The sequence below is a fragment of the Aurantimicrobium sp. MWH-Uga1 genome (assembly GCF_003325955.1).
Lineage (GTDB): Bacteria > Actinomycetota > Actinomycetes > Actinomycetales > Microbacteriaceae > Aurantimicrobium.
Map to the genome: position 1 here is coordinate 613,934 of NZ_CP030929.1, position 14,574 is coordinate 628,507.

Annotated in this window: 12 protein-coding genes; all 12 read left to right on the top strand. The window is 52.6% G+C overall.

Annotation, left to right across the window (positions count from 1 at the left end; translation table 11 throughout):
• The 12 genes from AURUGA1_RS03185 (at position 1) to asnB (ending at position 14,571) form a co-directional block, all read left to right on the top strand.
• Entirely contained in the window at positions 1–804 is an 804-nt protein-coding gene (locus AURUGA1_RS03185; RefSeq protein ID WP_114128844.1) for an RNA methyltransferase, read from the top strand.
• Between the two features lie 47 nt (positions 805–851).
• A complete protein-coding gene (gene pheS, locus AURUGA1_RS03190; protein WP_114128845.1) occupies positions 852–1,892 on the top strand; it encodes a phenylalanine--tRNA ligase subunit alpha in 1,041 nt (346 codons plus the stop codon).
• Entirely contained in the window at positions 1,892–4,432 is a 2,541-nt protein-coding gene (pheT, locus tag AURUGA1_RS03195) for a phenylalanine--tRNA ligase subunit beta (protein WP_114128846.1), read from the top strand. Before pheS ends, pheT begins: the two co-directional genes overlap by 1 nt.
• Positions 4,433–4,830: 398 nt before the next feature.
• Positions 4,831–5,259: a DUF1801 domain-containing protein gene (locus AURUGA1_RS03200; RefSeq protein WP_114128847.1), complete on the top strand. Its 429-nt coding sequence runs from the start codon at positions 4,831–4,833 to the stop codon at positions 5,257–5,259.
• Positions 5,260–5,327: 68 nt separating this feature from the next.
• Complete coding sequence (argC, locus tag AURUGA1_RS03205) at positions 5,328–6,371, top strand: N-acetyl-gamma-glutamyl-phosphate reductase (protein WP_114128848.1); 1,044 nt, start codon at positions 5,328–5,330, stop codon at positions 6,369–6,371.
• The gene (gene argJ / locus AURUGA1_RS03210; protein ID WP_114128849.1) at positions 6,368–7,537 is read left to right on the top strand and encodes a bifunctional glutamate N-acetyltransferase/amino-acid acetyltransferase ArgJ; all 1,170 of its coding nucleotides are present in this window, start codon (positions 6,368–6,370) and stop codon (positions 7,535–7,537) included. The genes argC and argJ overlap by 4 nt, the downstream gene beginning before the upstream one ends.
• Before the next feature lie 19 nt (positions 7,538–7,556).
• Entirely contained in the window at positions 7,557–8,453 is an 897-nt protein-coding gene (argB, locus tag AURUGA1_RS03215; RefSeq protein ID WP_114128850.1) for an acetylglutamate kinase, read from the top strand.
• On the top strand, positions 8,450–9,373 hold the full coding sequence (argF, locus tag AURUGA1_RS03220; protein ID WP_114128851.1) for an ornithine carbamoyltransferase: 924 nt from the start codon (positions 8,450–8,452) through the stop codon (positions 9,371–9,373). Before argB ends, argF begins: the two co-directional genes overlap by 4 nt.
• Positions 9,352–9,894, top strand: a complete 543-nt coding sequence (locus AURUGA1_RS03225; RefSeq protein WP_162784045.1) for a hypothetical protein — start codon at positions 9,352–9,354, stop codon at positions 9,892–9,894. Before argF ends, AURUGA1_RS03225 begins: the two co-directional genes overlap by 22 nt.
• A gap of 24 nt (positions 9,895–9,918) precedes the next feature.
• On the top strand, positions 9,919–11,358 hold the full coding sequence (gene argH / locus AURUGA1_RS03230) for an argininosuccinate lyase (RefSeq protein ID WP_114128853.1): 1,440 nt from the start codon (positions 9,919–9,921) through the stop codon (positions 11,356–11,358).
• Entirely contained in the window at positions 11,359–12,648 is a 1,290-nt protein-coding gene (tyrS, locus tag AURUGA1_RS03235; RefSeq protein ID WP_114128854.1) for a tyrosine--tRNA ligase, read from the top strand.
• A 57-nt stretch (positions 12,649–12,705) separates the two neighbouring features.
• Positions 12,706–14,571, top strand: a complete 1,866-nt coding sequence (gene asnB / locus AURUGA1_RS03240) for an asparagine synthase (glutamine-hydrolyzing) (RefSeq protein WP_114128855.1) — start codon at positions 12,706–12,708, stop codon at positions 14,569–14,571.
• Positions 14,572–14,574 lie beyond the last annotated feature (3 nt).

A 14,574-nucleotide genomic window follows, 5' to 3' on the forward strand; every position in this document is an offset into this window, starting at 1 on the left:
ATGCTTGACAACCCCCGCGCTCCTCGCGTGAAGGCGGTTGCGAAGCTAGCCACGAGGGGAGCCCGGTCCGAGACCGGGCTCTTCCTCTTGGAAGGCCCGCAAGCCGTCGCAGAGGCGCTGGCATATCGCCCACAGTTGATTGTGGAGCTCTATGCTACGCCCACCGCGTTAGAGCGTTACCAAGACATCGCAGCAACTGCTGTGGATGCGGGGGTTGACGTTGAGTTCGTTTCGGAAGATGTCCTCGCCGCAATGGCGGATACGGTCACACCCCAAGGATTCATTGCGGTTGTGCACCAGTTCCCCACAGCACTGAAGGATATTTTCACTGAAGACCCCAAGCTGGTCGTCATCCTCGAAGAGGTGCGTGATCCAGGCAACCTGGGCACCATCATTCGCGTGGCTGATGCTGCTGGCGCTGACGCAGTTATTCTCACAGGTCGTTCGGTTGATCTCTACAACCCCAAGGTTGTGCGATCCACCACTGGTTCCTTGTTTCACTTGCCCATCACGGTGGATGTGGAGCTGGAGAACGTCCTTCCTTATGTCCGCGAAGCCGGTTTGCAATTGCTTGCTGCAGACATCAAGGGCGAGGACCTTGTGCTTGCTCGTGCACACGGGGTACTAGACGCCCCCACTGCGTGGTTGTTTGGCAATGAGGCCCGTGGTTTGAGTGACGAACACTTTGCCCTGGCAGAAAAAGCCATCACCGTTCCTATCTACGGTGATGCTGAATCCATGAATTTAGCTACAGCAGCTGCTGTGCTGATCTACGAAAGCGCTTTTGCCCACAACAAGGCCTAGGCCTGTCGAGTGAGTGAGAGCTCTCTCCCAACATAAAATTGAGAACTGTGTCTGCACCTACTGAAATTACTGAAGCCGCTGTCGCGGCAGCGGTCAACGACGCCCTGACAGCTATTGCTGATGCCGTTGATTCCGCCGCACTCAAAGCTGTCCGCACTGCACATCTGGGGGAGACTTCCACTCTTGCTCAGCTCAATGCCCTGATGAAGGATGTTCCAGCTGATCAGAAAGCTGCAGCAGGAAAGCTGGTTGGGCAGGCACGTGCTCAAGTGAACCAAGCATTTACTTCTCGTGAAGAAGCCATTGTTAGTGAAGAGCAAACTGCCCAGCTAGCTGCCGAGAAGGTCGATGTCACTGCTGCGGCTTCTCGCTGGAGTGCTGGTGGTCGCCACCCACTCATGTTGCTTCAGGAGAGCATCTGTGATGCGTTCGTGGGCATGGGCTGGGAAATTGCCGAAGGCCCTGAGCTTGAAGGCGAATGGTTCAACTTTGATGCCCTCAACTTCGATGCAGATCACCCTGCGCGGGCAATGCAAGACACTTTCTTTGTTGAGCCGGTAGATTCTCACCTTGTTCTGCGCACTCACACCTCTCCAGTTCAGGTGCGTTCGATGCTCGAACGCGAAGTTCCCATCTATGTGCTTGCTCCGGGTCGCGTTTATCGCACCGATGAACTCGATGCCACCCACACTCCTGTGTTCACTCAGGTAGAAGGACTGGCCGTGGATAAAGGCCTGACCATGGCTCACCTGCGCGGAACTCTCGAGCACGCAGCTCGGATTATGTTCGGTGAGGGTGCCAAGATTCGCCTACGCCCCAACTATTTTCCGTTTACGGAGCCCTCAGCAGAGCTCGATGTTTGGCATCCCACCTTCGCTGGCGGTGCTCGCTGGATCGAATGGGGTGGTTGCGGCATGGTGAACCCTAATGTTCTCCGCTCGGCAGGAATTGATCCTGAGGTGTATTCCGGTTTTGCTTTTGGTGTTGGTGTTGAGCGCACGCTCATGTTCCGCAACGACGTCAGTGACATGCATGACATGGTCGAAGGCGATGTTCGCTTCAGTCAGCAGTTTGGAATGGTGGTCTGATGCGCGTCCCACTGAGTTGGTTAGCTGAATATGTTGACCTTGCCTCTGACATCACTCCTGAGCAGGTTCAAGCAGATCTGGTTAAGGTTGGTTTCGAAGAAGAAGACATCCACGGTGGAGACATTTCTGGTCCCATCGTTGTGGGCGAAGTCCTCGAATTCACTCCGGAAGAACAAAACAACGGCAAGACGATTCGCTGGTGCCAGGTTCGTGTTGCACCAGACGGGCAGCTTGCAGCCGATGGCGGCGACGCCATCCATGGCATTGTGTGTGGAGCAAGTAATTTCTTTGTTGGAGACAAGGTTGTTGTGACCCTGCCAGGCGCTGTTCTGCCCGGGCCCTTCCCCATTGCCGCACGCAAGACGTATGGTCATGTCTCTGACGGCATGATGGCCTCGGCAAAGGAATTGGGCCTCGGCGAAGGTCACGATGGCATTATCCGTTTATCAGAGATGGGACTCGATCCTGAGGTTGGAACGGACGCTCTTGAGCTCTTGGGTCTTTCTGAAGCTGCTGTAGAGATCAACGTCACCCCAGATCGCGGATATGCATTCTCCATTCGTGGTGTTGCTCGTGAATACTCACACTCAACCGGTGCTGCTTTCCGTGACCCAGCAACAGCGGTGATTACTTCACGTGGTGTGACCGAAGTCAAGAAATTTGGGAAAGAATTCCCCGTTTCCGTCGATGACACTGCACCTATTCGCGGTCGCGTGGGCTGCAATGTCTTCGCTACCCGTATTGTGCGCGGAATCGACGCCACAGCGCCCACGCCATCGTGGATGGTTTCTCGTCTGAAACTTGCCGGTATTCGTTCCATCTCCCTTCCAGTCGATATTTCGAACTACGTCATGATCGAGACTGGTCAGCCCAACCATGCCTACGATCTCGACAAGCTTTCGGGTGACATCGTTGTTCGCCGTGCTGCTCCGGGAGAGAAAATCATTACCCTCGATGAAGCAGAGCGCACTCTCGATGTGGAAGACCTCCTGATTACCTCAGGTGGTAAACCTGTTGGTCTTGCTGGCGTGATGGGTGGTGCAAACACCGAAATCTCGGATGAAACCACCAACGTCCTCATTGAGGCGGCAAACTTTGACCCCGTTTCCATCGCGCGGTCTGCACGTCGACACAAGCTTTCCTCAGAGGCATCTAAGCGTTTTGAGCGCGGTGTTGACCCGGAGATTGCTGCTGTGGCAGCTGGACGAGTTGCTCAACTTCTCGTGGAGTTTGCCGGTGGTCAGATTGTGGATGAAGGTTCTTATTTCAACAACTTTGCTGCGCCAGTTGCTATTGAACTTCCTGCAGGTTTCGTCTCCAACCTCATTGGCTTGGAATACACCGATGCGCAGATTGAGTCCTCGTTGACAGAAATTGGGTGTGAGGTTGTCATGGCAGGTAGCGGTTTCACCGTTACCCCGCCAACCTGGCGTCCAGACCTCACAGATAAGTGGACTTTGGCAGAAGAAGTAGCCCGTATTGTCGGATATCACTTAATTCCTGCGCAACTTCCAGTTGCTCCTCCAGGACGTGGTTACACCGTTGCCCAGGAGGTTCGTCGCCGCGTCTCGAACACCTTGGCTGCAACTGGTCATACAGAAGTTTTGAGTTATCCCTTCTTCGATGAAGAAACAAATAACCTTTTTGGATCTGCAACGCAGAACAGTGTTCCTCAGGTTCGCCTAGCTAATGCTTTGGATGCTACCCAGGGGTGGATGCGCACTTCCTTGCTTCCAGGTCTCATTGGAACCGCAGCGCGTAACCGTTCACGTGGTTTGACGGACCTCGCCCTGTTTGAAACGGGACTCGTGTTCCTTCCCGAAGCAGGTAAGATCTATGGCCAAGACATTGTCGCCGGGGGAGTGCGACCTGCGCCCGAAGTTGAAGCAGCCCTTTATGCGGGAATTCCGCCCCAGCCTCGCTACATTTCTGGCCTCTATGTTGGAGATGCGCTGACCAAGCAGGTGGGGCAGAAAGCTGTTTCTTACAGTTGGCAGGATGCTCTCACCGCAGTTCAACAAATTGCTCTCGGTGCAGGTGTTCAGATCACCGTCCGCCAGGGAAGTCACAAGGCTTTCCACCCTGGCCGCACAGCTGAACTCCTGCTCGATGGCAAAGTAGTCGGATATGCCGGTGAACTCTTACCCTCCATCGCCGAAGAAGCACATCTTCCTCGGACAGTGGCGGCATTTGAACTCAACCTAGATGCAGTCTCTGCGGCAGCAGGCGTGCCGCACACCGCTGTTGACGTGAAGACAATGCCTGCTGCTACTCAAGATCTCTCGCTCGTTGTTGACGAAAGCGTTCCTGCAGCAGATGTTCGCGCTGCGGTCATTGAGGGTGCAGGGGAACTTCTAGAAAGCGCCACCCTTGTCGATGTCTACCAAGGCACAGGGATTCCTGAAGGACAGCGTTCCTTGACTTTTGCTCTTCGATTTAGAGCTGTTGACCGCACGCTCACTGCTGCTGAGGCAACAGAGTCCAAAGAAGCCGGTGTCGCGCTCGCAGCATCTCGCTTTGGCGCGACACTTCGCGAGTAAGCAACTTCACAACAAATGAAATTGTTATTTGGAGCTTCGCCACGAAGAATAACGCTTCTTCTGGCTCTGATCTCTGGAATAACTTTGGGTTTGTTTGCCTTATTGCTACAAAACTCTCTGCAGTGGAACTCAATATTTACTTCAATCCTTGCAGTAGATATTGGAGCTGGATTAGTCAGTAACGCTTCCACGTCCACCAATGAGGCATGGAGAGCACAGAGCCATGCGCGTCAATGGGTATTTGTAGCGTTCCATCTCACCATTTACCCACTGGCTATCATGCTGCTTTCCACCTCAAATGTTTTAACAGTTACTCTCATTACGGTGCTTCTAGTGAAAACAGGTTTGTTTTATTTCAGAGTGCTGAATCCACCATTACGTCGGAGGTGATTTGTGGGATGGCAGAGAACAAGACAGTCCCAACCACAGCCTCAGTAGCTGATTTCATGAATTCAATTGATCATCCGTGCAGGAAAGCAGATGCTCTAATCCTTCTTGAGATGATGAAGAACTCTTCTGGTGTCGAGCCAGCGATGTGGGGCCCAAATATCGTAGGTTTCGGATCCTTTCACTACCGGTATGCCTCTGGGCACGAAGGGGATATGCCTGTCATCTCTTTTTCGCCCCGAAAAGCTGCGATGTCGGTTTATGGCGTTTACTATCCAGGCTTTGAAGCTCGGATAGCAGAAATTGGCCCTTACAAAACCGGTAAATGGTGTTTGTACCTTGGGAGTTTTAAGTCACTCAATCTTGAAAAACTTCAGTCAGCTCTCGACTGGGCTTGGAACGGCGGCATTCCCATCATTTCATCCGAATTGAGTCATTAGATATGGAGATGTTGCACCAACCGGGTAAAGTTCAATAACTGGTTGAAGGTTTTAGATAGAGTTATCTAATGACATACTCGGTTGCTATTGCTGGAGCCAGCGGTTATGCCGGTGGCGAGGTACTACGTCTGCTCGCAGACCACCCCGAGTTTGAAGTGCGCACTGTCACAGCTCACTCCAATGCAGGGCAACGGTTAGTTGATGTGCAGCCTCATCTACGCAGCTATGGCAATCTCGTCTTGCAGGACACCACCGCGGAAATTCTTTCCGGCCACGATGTTGTTTTTCTTGCACTACCTCACGGCTCTTCCGGTGCCCTGGCCGCACAACTCAGTGCTGAGACTCTGGTCATTGACTGCGGTGCTGATCACCGTCTTGAAGAAAAAGAAGATTGGGATGCGTTTTATGGGGGAGAGTTCAACTCTGCCTGGACCTACGGCATTCCCGAGCTTCCTCTGTCAACAGGTTCGCAGCGTGACCTTTTGGTGGGAACCAAGCGCATTGCTGCGCCAGGGTGTAACGCGTCGGCCATTTCTTTGGCTATTGCCCCTGGTGTGAAGGAAGATCTGATTGACGCGGTGGACATCGTCTCCGTTTTGTCTGTCGGGCCTTCGGGGGCCGGTAAATCTTTGAAAGTTAACTTACTTGCAAGCGAAATCATGGGATCTGCGTCGGCATATTCTGTGGGTGGCACACACCGTCACACTCCGGAAATAGAACAGAATCTGCGCAAAGCAGGTGCCGCTGAAGTATCCGTGTCCATGACACCAGTGCTCGTGCCAATGGCTCGCGGCATCTTGGCCACAACAACCGCGCGCGTGAAACCAGGTGTCACGTTGGAAAAGTTGTATGCAGCATGGAGTGCAGCGTATGCCAATGAACCATTTGTTCAGGTTCTCCCATTGGGCGAATTTCCTCGTACCGCAGACACCCTGGGCGCCAACACCTGTTTGATGGGTATTGCCCTGGATGAACATGCAGGCCGTGTCGTCGTCATCAGTGCTTTGGATAATCTCACAAAAGGAACTGCCGGAGCTGCCATCCAGTCAGCGAATATTGCTTTAGGTATTGAAGAAACCACTGGTTTGACCACGAATGGAGTAGCCCCGTGAGCGTAACCGCTGCAGCAGGCTTTAGCGCCGCAGGTGTGGTGTGTGGATTGAAGTCCACCGGAAAGAAAGATTTCGCCATGGTGCGCAATCTTGGACCTCTCAAATCTGCAGCTGCCGTGTTTACCTCTAATCGGTGCAAAGCCAACCCTATTTTGTGGAGCCAGCAGGTCATGGCTGACCCTGTAGTGGAAGCGATTGTCTTGAACTCTGGCGGGGCAAACTGTTACACCGGTGCGCGCGGATTCCAAACCACCCACGAGACCGCAGAAGCTGTCGCAGAACGTTTAGAGATTTCGGCAGGGGATGTCCTCGTATGCTCCACCGGACTCATCGGAGAGCAGCTTGATCTGGACAAGCTCAAGACCGGGGTCTGGGATGCTGGGCTTGCCGTGCTCTCCGATGCTGGAACTTCCGAGCAGGCAGGAATCGATGCTGCCGAAGCAATCATGACCACTGATTCGGTTCCAAAGCTTTCTGTTTCAACCGGAGCGGGCTACACCATAGGCGGTATGGCCAAGGGTGCTGGCATGTTGGCCCCAGGACTGGCCACCATGCTGGTCGTTATCACGACAGACGCGGTATTGACGAGCGAACAACTCGATACGGCGCTGCGTGCGTCAACACGTGTCACCTTTGACCGCCTGGATTCAGACGGTTGCATGTCCACCAATGACCAAGTAACTGTGCTTGCTTCGGGAGCCTCGGGTGTGGAACCAGACCTCTCGGAATTTACGGCACGACTAACCGAACTTTGTCGTGATTTGGCCCTGCAACTTCAACGCGATGCTGAAGGCGCCAGTCACAACATTCACATCACGGTTTCTGGTGCCGCTTCGGAAGAGGATGCTGTGAATGTCGCACGTGCAGTCAGTCGTTCCAACCTGTTCAAAGCAGCCATTTTCGGTAACGACCCCAATTGGGGCCGAGTTCTTGCTGCCGTGGGAACTACCTCGGCGGTCTTTGACCCTTACAACATCGATGTCAGCTTCAATGGGGTGCAGGTGTGCACCGCTGGAGAGCCTGATCAGTCACGAGAGCTAGTTGATCTCACACCCCGTGAAGTAGAAATTCGTATTGAACTCCACAGTGGCTCAGCCACTGCCACAATTTGGACGAATGATCTCACCCACGATTACGTGCACGAAAACAGCGCCTACGCGAGCTAAAGAATTCAAGGATTTTGTTATGACCCAAATGCGTGAAGAGGATGCCGCAGCAACCATCAAAGCTGCCACGCTGATTGAGTCTCTGCCGTGGCTCAAGAAGTTCAATGATCAGATTATTGTCGTGAAGTTTGGTGGCAACGCCATGGTGAGTGAAGAGCTCACCCGTGCTTTTGCCGAAGACATGGTGTATCTGCGGACCGTCGGAATTAAGCCTGTTGTTGTGCACGGCGGCGGCCCCCAGATCACCAAGATGCTTGAGCGTTTGGGCATCGAAAGTGAATTTCGTGGCGGATATCGTGTAACCAGTCCTGAAGCTATGGATGTTGTGCGAATGGTACTCACCGGCCAAGTGTCACGTGACTTGGTTGGCCACATGAACGAACATGGTCCGCTTGCTGCATCAATCTCGGGTGAAGATGCGGGTCTGTTTGTGGGCGAACGTCGTGGTGTTGAAATCGACGGAGAAATGGTTGACCTCGGTCTTGTGGGAGACGTTGTTGATGTAGATCCTAAGGCTGTACATGCGCTCATCGATGCTGGCCGTATCCCCGTTGTTTCTTCCATTGCTCCTGATAAGGACACTCCTGGTCAGTCTCTCAATGTGAATGCGGACGCGGCTGCTGCATCACTGGCAGTCGCCCTCGGTGCTGCCAAACTGGTCATTCTGACCGATGTGGCTGGACTATATAGCGACTGGCCCAACACTGATTCCTTGGTGTCAGAGATCACTGCAGATGAACTTCGAGCACTTCTGCCAACGCTTGAATCAGGCATGATTCCTAAGATGGCAGCTTGTTTAGAAGCCGTTGATGGGGGAGTCCCCAAAGCGGCAATAATTGACGGTCGAAACCCGCACTCGATCTTGCTTGAAATCTTTACCCAGACTGGTTCTGGAACGGAAGTAGTTGCCTCATGACCAAACATTTCCTTCGTGATGATGATGTGACACCGACACAGCAGGCAGAGATTCTTGATTTAGCTGCAGCCCTCAAGCGCAGTCCCTATAGTGAGCGCCCTCTTGAGGGACCGCAGACCGTGGCGGTGATATTTGATAAGACCTCGACGCGCACCAGGGTTTCTTTCGCTGTGGGTATTGCCGACTTGGGTGGTGTCCCTCTCATCATGGACTCAGGTTCGAGCCAGCTTGGTGCCAAAGAATCTATTTCTGATACTGCTCGTGTTCTCGAGCGCATGGTTTCTGCAATTGTGTGGCGCACCTTCTCTCAACAAGGTTTAGAGGAAATGTCTGCAGGAACTCTAGTTCCAGTTGTCAACGCGCTCAGCGATGAATTTCACCCCTGCCAGCTATTGGCAGATCTGCTCACTATTCGTGAGCACAAAGGGGCTTTACATGGTCTGACCGTTGCTTTCGTCGGTGATGGCAGTAGCAATATGGCCCACTCCTATTTGTTGGCATGTGCAACTGCAGGAATGCATGTTCGCATTGGCGCCCCAGCAGGTTACATGCCTGATGCTCAGGTTGTTGCAGATGCTGAAGCTATTGCTGCGAAAACCGGTGGGACTGTCCTGGTCACTGAAGATGCACAGGTTGCCGTTTCAGGAGCAGATGTTGTTGTGACCGATACGTGGGTGTCTATGGGGCAAGAGGATCAAAAAGCACAGCGCATAAATGATTTCGGCGCCTACCAAGTTGACACTGCTTTGATGGCGCAGGCTGATGCGTCCGCTATCTTCCTGCACTGCTTGCCTGCCTATCGAGGATACGAGGTTGCCCCAGAAGTAATTGATGGATCTCAGAGTGTTATTTGGGATGAGGCAGAAAACCGCCTGCATGCTCAAAAAGCGTTGCTGACGTGGTTGCTTCGACAGAGCTGATGTCCGAAACAACAACCACACCTCAAAGATTTAAACTTCCGGTTGTCCCGGGAGTGGCTGTTGCTTGGGTACTTATTGGCGCCTTGGTTCTTGTCTTTCCTGAATCGGTTGAGCCAGAAGGAATGTTCATAAGTGTCCTTGCGACAACGATAACTATTTTGATTGTTCACTTTCTGGCTGAACTGTTTTTGGGACAACATGTGCTCAGTGCGAAAGATCATTCCTTTAGGTATGTGCTTCGCTCAGAGCTCAAAGCGATGATGTGGATGGCGATGTGGGTTGTTCCTGCACTGATCCCTTCCCTGATTTACAGCTTCGAGGTCATCACGTATACCCAAGCGGTGGAGTGGACATCGCGTGCAATTCAGATTCTTGCTGGAGTGCTTGGTTATCTCGTTGCTTGGTCTCGTGGCCGCGTGTGGTGGTGGCGAGTGCTTATTGGTTTAGCTTTTGTCGTGGTTATTTCAATTGCGCTACTAATTGAAGCGCTTACCCACACTCTTGTCTCTGCAATGCACTAGTTTCGCTCCCATAGAATTGAGAACATGACTGCCTCACACAACGCCGCAAACCGAGCTGGTGAAGCCGGAGCGCTTTGGGGTGGTCGCTTCGCCTCTGGCCCCTCACCTGAACTTCAAAAGTTGAGCAAATCTACCCACTTTGACTGGGCCTTGGCTGATTACGACATCAGCGGTTCTGTGGCCCACGCGAAAGCGCTTAATGCTGCGGGTTACCTCACTTCTGATGAGCTTCGCATCATGATTGACTCCCTGGAACAACTTCGTGTAGAGGTTGCAGCTGGGGATTTTGTAGCGCTGGAAAGCGATGAGGATGTTCACTCGGCGCTTGAGCGTGGTCTCATTGACATCGCTGGAAATGAGGTCGGCGGCAAGCTTCGTGCGGGCCGAAGCCGCAACGACCAAATCGCAACCCTGGTTCGTTTGTATTTGCTCGACCACTCACGCATTATTGCCCACGAGCTGACACAGCTCATTGATGCCATTGCGGGGCAGGCCGCCGCGCATCCTGCGGCCATCATGCCGGGTCGAACTCACCTCCAGCATGCGCAGCCAGTTTTATTAGCTCACCAACTCCTGGCACACGCATGGCCTCTTGTGCGTGATCTTGAGCGTTTAGTCGACTGGAGTGCTCGTGCTTCGAAGTCGCCTTACGGGTCCGGTGCGCTTGCTGGGGGCTCGCTTGGGTTGGACCCTCAATTAGTCGCCGCCGAACTGGGGTTATCTGGTCCAACTGAGAACTCCATTGATGCTACGGCAAGCCGTGATGTTGTTGCTGAGTTTGCCTTCATCACCTCGTTGATTGGGATTAACCTTTCACGACTGTCCGAAGAGATCATCATCTGGAACACTCGAGAGTTTGATTTTGTGAAGCTGCACGATGCCTACTCAACCGGGTCGTCCATCATGCCTCAGAAGAAGAACCCGGACATTGCCGAATTGGCTCGAGGCAAATCAGGCCGACTAATCGGGAACCTCACCGGTTTGCTTGCCACGCTCAAAGGCTTGCCCTTGGCATACAACCGCGACTTGCAAGAAGACAAAGAACCAGTTTTTGATTCGGTCGAAACACTCGAAGTCTTGCTTCCTGCCTTCACAGGTATGGTTGCAACCCTCACTTTCAATACTGAGCGGATGGCAGAACTTGCACCGCAAGGTTTCTCGCTGGCGACAGATGTTGCAGAGTGGCTCGTGAAACAGGGTGTCGCCTTTCGTGACGCCCATGAAATCTCCGGCGAGCTGGTCCAATTTTGTGAAAGTCGAGGCCTCGAGCTTCACGAAGCCACTGATGCTGACTACCAGAGTGTGAGCCCACATCTGAATCCTGAAGTTCGTACAGTGCTGACCATCGAAGGTTCTGTGAACAGTCGGAACGGTGTCGGCGGTACTGCTCCAGCTCAAGTAGAAATTCAGCTGGGTGCGCTCACCGAGCGTGTGAAAGATCTCAACAAAGCGTTAGGCCTGTAATTGTCGCTCGAAACTCAAAAAAACGATTCCAGCTTCGATACCCTCTGGGATGAGCTTGTGTGGCGTGGACTGATTCACGTCTCTACCGATGCAGACGAACTGAAGAAACTTTTCCAAGGCCCTCCCATTACCTACTATTGCGGTTTTGATCCCACTGCGCCCTCACTGCACTTAGGTAACCTGGTGCAACTGTTGCTGCTTCGTCGCATTCAGCTGGCCGGGCATAAGCCTCTGGGCCTTGTTGGCGGTTCAACGGGATTAGTGGGAGATCCCCGCCCCACCGCAGAGCGCACACTCAACACCAAAGAAACAGTCAATGAATGGGTTGGTTATCTCACCTCGCAGATTTCTAAGTTCCTGAGTTTTGAGGGAGCTAATGCTGCTCGCATGGTGAACAACCTGGACTGGACGGCACCACTTTCTGCCATTGATTTCCTGCGTGATATCGGTAAGTACTACCGCGTGGGAACCATGCTCAAGAAGGATGCTGTATCTGCTCGCCTCAATTCTGAAGCGGGTATCAGCTACACCGAATTCAGTTACCAAATTTTGCAAGGAATGGACTTCCTTGAGCTTTACCGAAACTATGACTGTGTTCTGCAGACCGGTGGAAGTGACCAGTGGGGAAACCTCACCAGTGGTACTGACCTGATTCACCGTGCGGAAGGAAAAAGTGTCCACGCAATTGGCACGCCACTGATTACCAACAGTGATGGAACTAAGTTTGGCAAGAGCGAGGGCAACGCAGTCTGGCTCGACGCGTCGATGACATCGCCCTACGCGTTCTACCAGTTCTGGCTAAACACAGATGATGCGGATGTAATTGACCGCATCAAAGTCTTTACTTTTCTCACCCGAGCAGAAATTGAGGAGCTTGCCCAGCAAGTTGAGCAAGAGCCTTTCAAGCGCGCGGCTCAACGTCGACTTGCGTTAGAAGTAACCAGCCTCGTTCATGGCGAACAAGCTACTCAGGCAGCGATTGCTGCTGCTGCAGCTTTGTTTGGCCAAGGCGATTTAGCTGAACTTGATGCGCAAACCTTGGAAGCAGCCCTGCGGGAGCTTCCACACACCACCACACCAAAGAACACTCCCGTTGCGCAGTTATTAGTGGACACAGGTTTGTCGCAGAGCTTGGGTGCTGCTCGGCGCTCCATCGCTGAAGGTGGTGTTTACCTCAACAACAACAAAATCGAGGCAGAGGATGAACTTCTGCAAGGACACGTTCTTCCCAACGGAATGGCGGTATTGCGACGAGGAAAGAAGACCCTAGCTGGAGTCTTTGCCGAGTAATTTCATTCTCGGTTTGCCTAACGGTATCTGCCGGCGGTAGCTGGGTAGGGTTGAAGCATGTGTGGATTTAACGGCTTTGTGGTGACAAACACCACACGCGACAACGCGGCTGTAATCCGTGACATGTCTGATCAGATTGTGCACCGCGGCCCCGATGATGACGGCTACTTTGTCAACGACCGCATTGCACTTGGCTTCCGCCGACTGTCGATTATCGACCTTGAAGGCGGTCACCAGCCCATGACCAGGGCACAAGGAGACTACACCGTTGTCTTCAATGGAGAGATTTACAACTACCAAGAATTACGTTCTGAGCTTGAGGCTAAAGGCTACGTCTTTGCCACTAACTCCGATACCGAGACGTTACTGCACGGATACGTTGAATGGGGTAATGAACTTCCCACACACCTGCGTGGAATGTTTGCCTTTGTTATTTTTGACCACCTCACGGGTGAGCTTTTTGGGGCACGGGATATCTTCGGAATCAAACCCTTCTACTACTACAAAGAGGGGGCAACCTTCCTCTTTGGTAGTGAGATTAAGTCCTTCCTCAAACACCCAGAGTTCACCAAACGTTTCAACTCTGAGCTTCTTCCGGCCTATTTGAGCTTTGAATATATCCCTGATCACCGCACATTCTTTGACAACGTGTACAAACTGTTGCCGGGGCACTCATTCCGTTATGCAGACGGAGACCTCACCATACGCAGGTATCACGAGATCGATTTCAACATTGATCCCAGCATCACCCTCGAACAGGCAACGACGCGTATTCGTGAACAGTTCGTTGAATCAGTTCAGGCGCACATGATTGCTGACGTCGAGGTAGGAAGCTTTCTTTCCTCAGGTGTTGACTCCAGCTACGTGGCATATCAGGCCAACCTGTTGACGCCCTTGCGCACCTATTCGGTGGGGTATGACAACTCCCAGTGGAGTGAATTGCCCTATTCCACATCCTTCGCTGAGCAAACAGGAATCCAAAACAAAGCCTCCACGATGGGTCCTGAGGACTTCTTCGGTGCGGCTGCAGATATCCAGTGGTTTATGGATGAGCCTCTGTCGAACCCGAGTGCGGTGCCCCTGTATTTCGTCGCTAAAGAAGCCAGTAAGGATGTCAAGGTTGTTCTCTCTGGCGAAGGAGCGGATGAACTCTTTGGTGGCTACAACCACTACAACGAACCTGGCTCAATGCGCGCTTATCTCAAGTTGCCATTCTTTGTTCGCTCAGGCCTGTCAAAGTTCGCAGCAAAGTTCCCCAAGGTCAAAGGACGCCGTTTCCTCGTTCGCGGTGGGCAGCCACTTTATCAACGCTACTTCCGCATTGACTATGTCTTCAATGAAGTTGAGCGCTCGCAGTTACTACGCGATCCCAGCTTAAACTTTGATACCGCAACGCTGTCAAAGTCGCTTTTTGATCACGTCAGTGATCTCGACGAAGTGACCCAGATGCAATACGTGGATATGTACACCTGGTTGATTTACGACATTCTGCTCAAGGCAGACCGCATGTCGATGGCCAACTCGCTTGAATTGCGTGTTCCCTTCTTGGACAAAAAGATGCTGGATCTGGCCATGACGTTGCCGGAGAACACTCGAGTTGTTCCTCACCAGGGCAAAATTGCTTTGCGCAAAGCAGCAGCCTCTGTTTTGCCACCACAGGTTTCAAACCGTCCCAAGATAGGTTTCCCCTCGCCACTGTTCGAATGGATGCGGCAACCAGAATATGCGGCGAAGATTTCCGCTGTCTTTGACTCAGAGACGGCTCGTTATTTCTTCAACAATGATTATGTGCAGAAGATGCTTGCCGACCACGTCTCCGGCAAGGTTTCCAACATGCAAAAGATTTGGTCCATCTACTGCTTCGTGCTCTGGTTTGACCTGTACTTCACTGAAGGTGCACAAGCAGCTCAGAAGGCTGCCTAACTC

Excerpts from the sequence above, each read along its gene's own strand:
- AURUGA1_RS03185 (WP_114128844.1), top strand. The coding sequence starts at position 1 with ATGCTTGACAACCCCCGCGCTCCTCGCGTGAAGGCGGTTGCGAAGCTA.
- argB (WP_114128850.1), top strand. The coding sequence starts at position 7,557 with ATGACCCAAATGCGTGAAGAGGATGCCGCAGCAACCATCAAAGCTGCC.
- argH (WP_114128853.1), top strand. The coding sequence starts at position 9,919 with ATGACTGCCTCACACAACGCCGCAAACCGAGCTGGTGAAGCCGGAGCG.
- pheT (WP_114128846.1), top strand. The coding sequence starts at position 1,892 with ATGCGCGTCCCACTGAGTTGGTTAGCTGAATATGTTGACCTTGCCTCT.
- asnB (WP_114128855.1), top strand. The coding sequence starts at position 12,706 with ATGTGTGGATTTAACGGCTTTGTGGTGACAAACACCACACGCGACAAC.
- AURUGA1_RS03200 (WP_114128847.1), top strand. The coding sequence starts at position 4,831 with ATGGCAGAGAACAAGACAGTCCCAACCACAGCCTCAGTAGCTGATTTC.
- argC (WP_114128848.1), top strand. The coding sequence starts at position 5,328 with ATGACATACTCGGTTGCTATTGCTGGAGCCAGCGGTTATGCCGGTGGC.
- argF (WP_114128851.1), top strand. The coding sequence starts at position 8,450 with ATGACCAAACATTTCCTTCGTGATGATGATGTGACACCGACACAGCAG.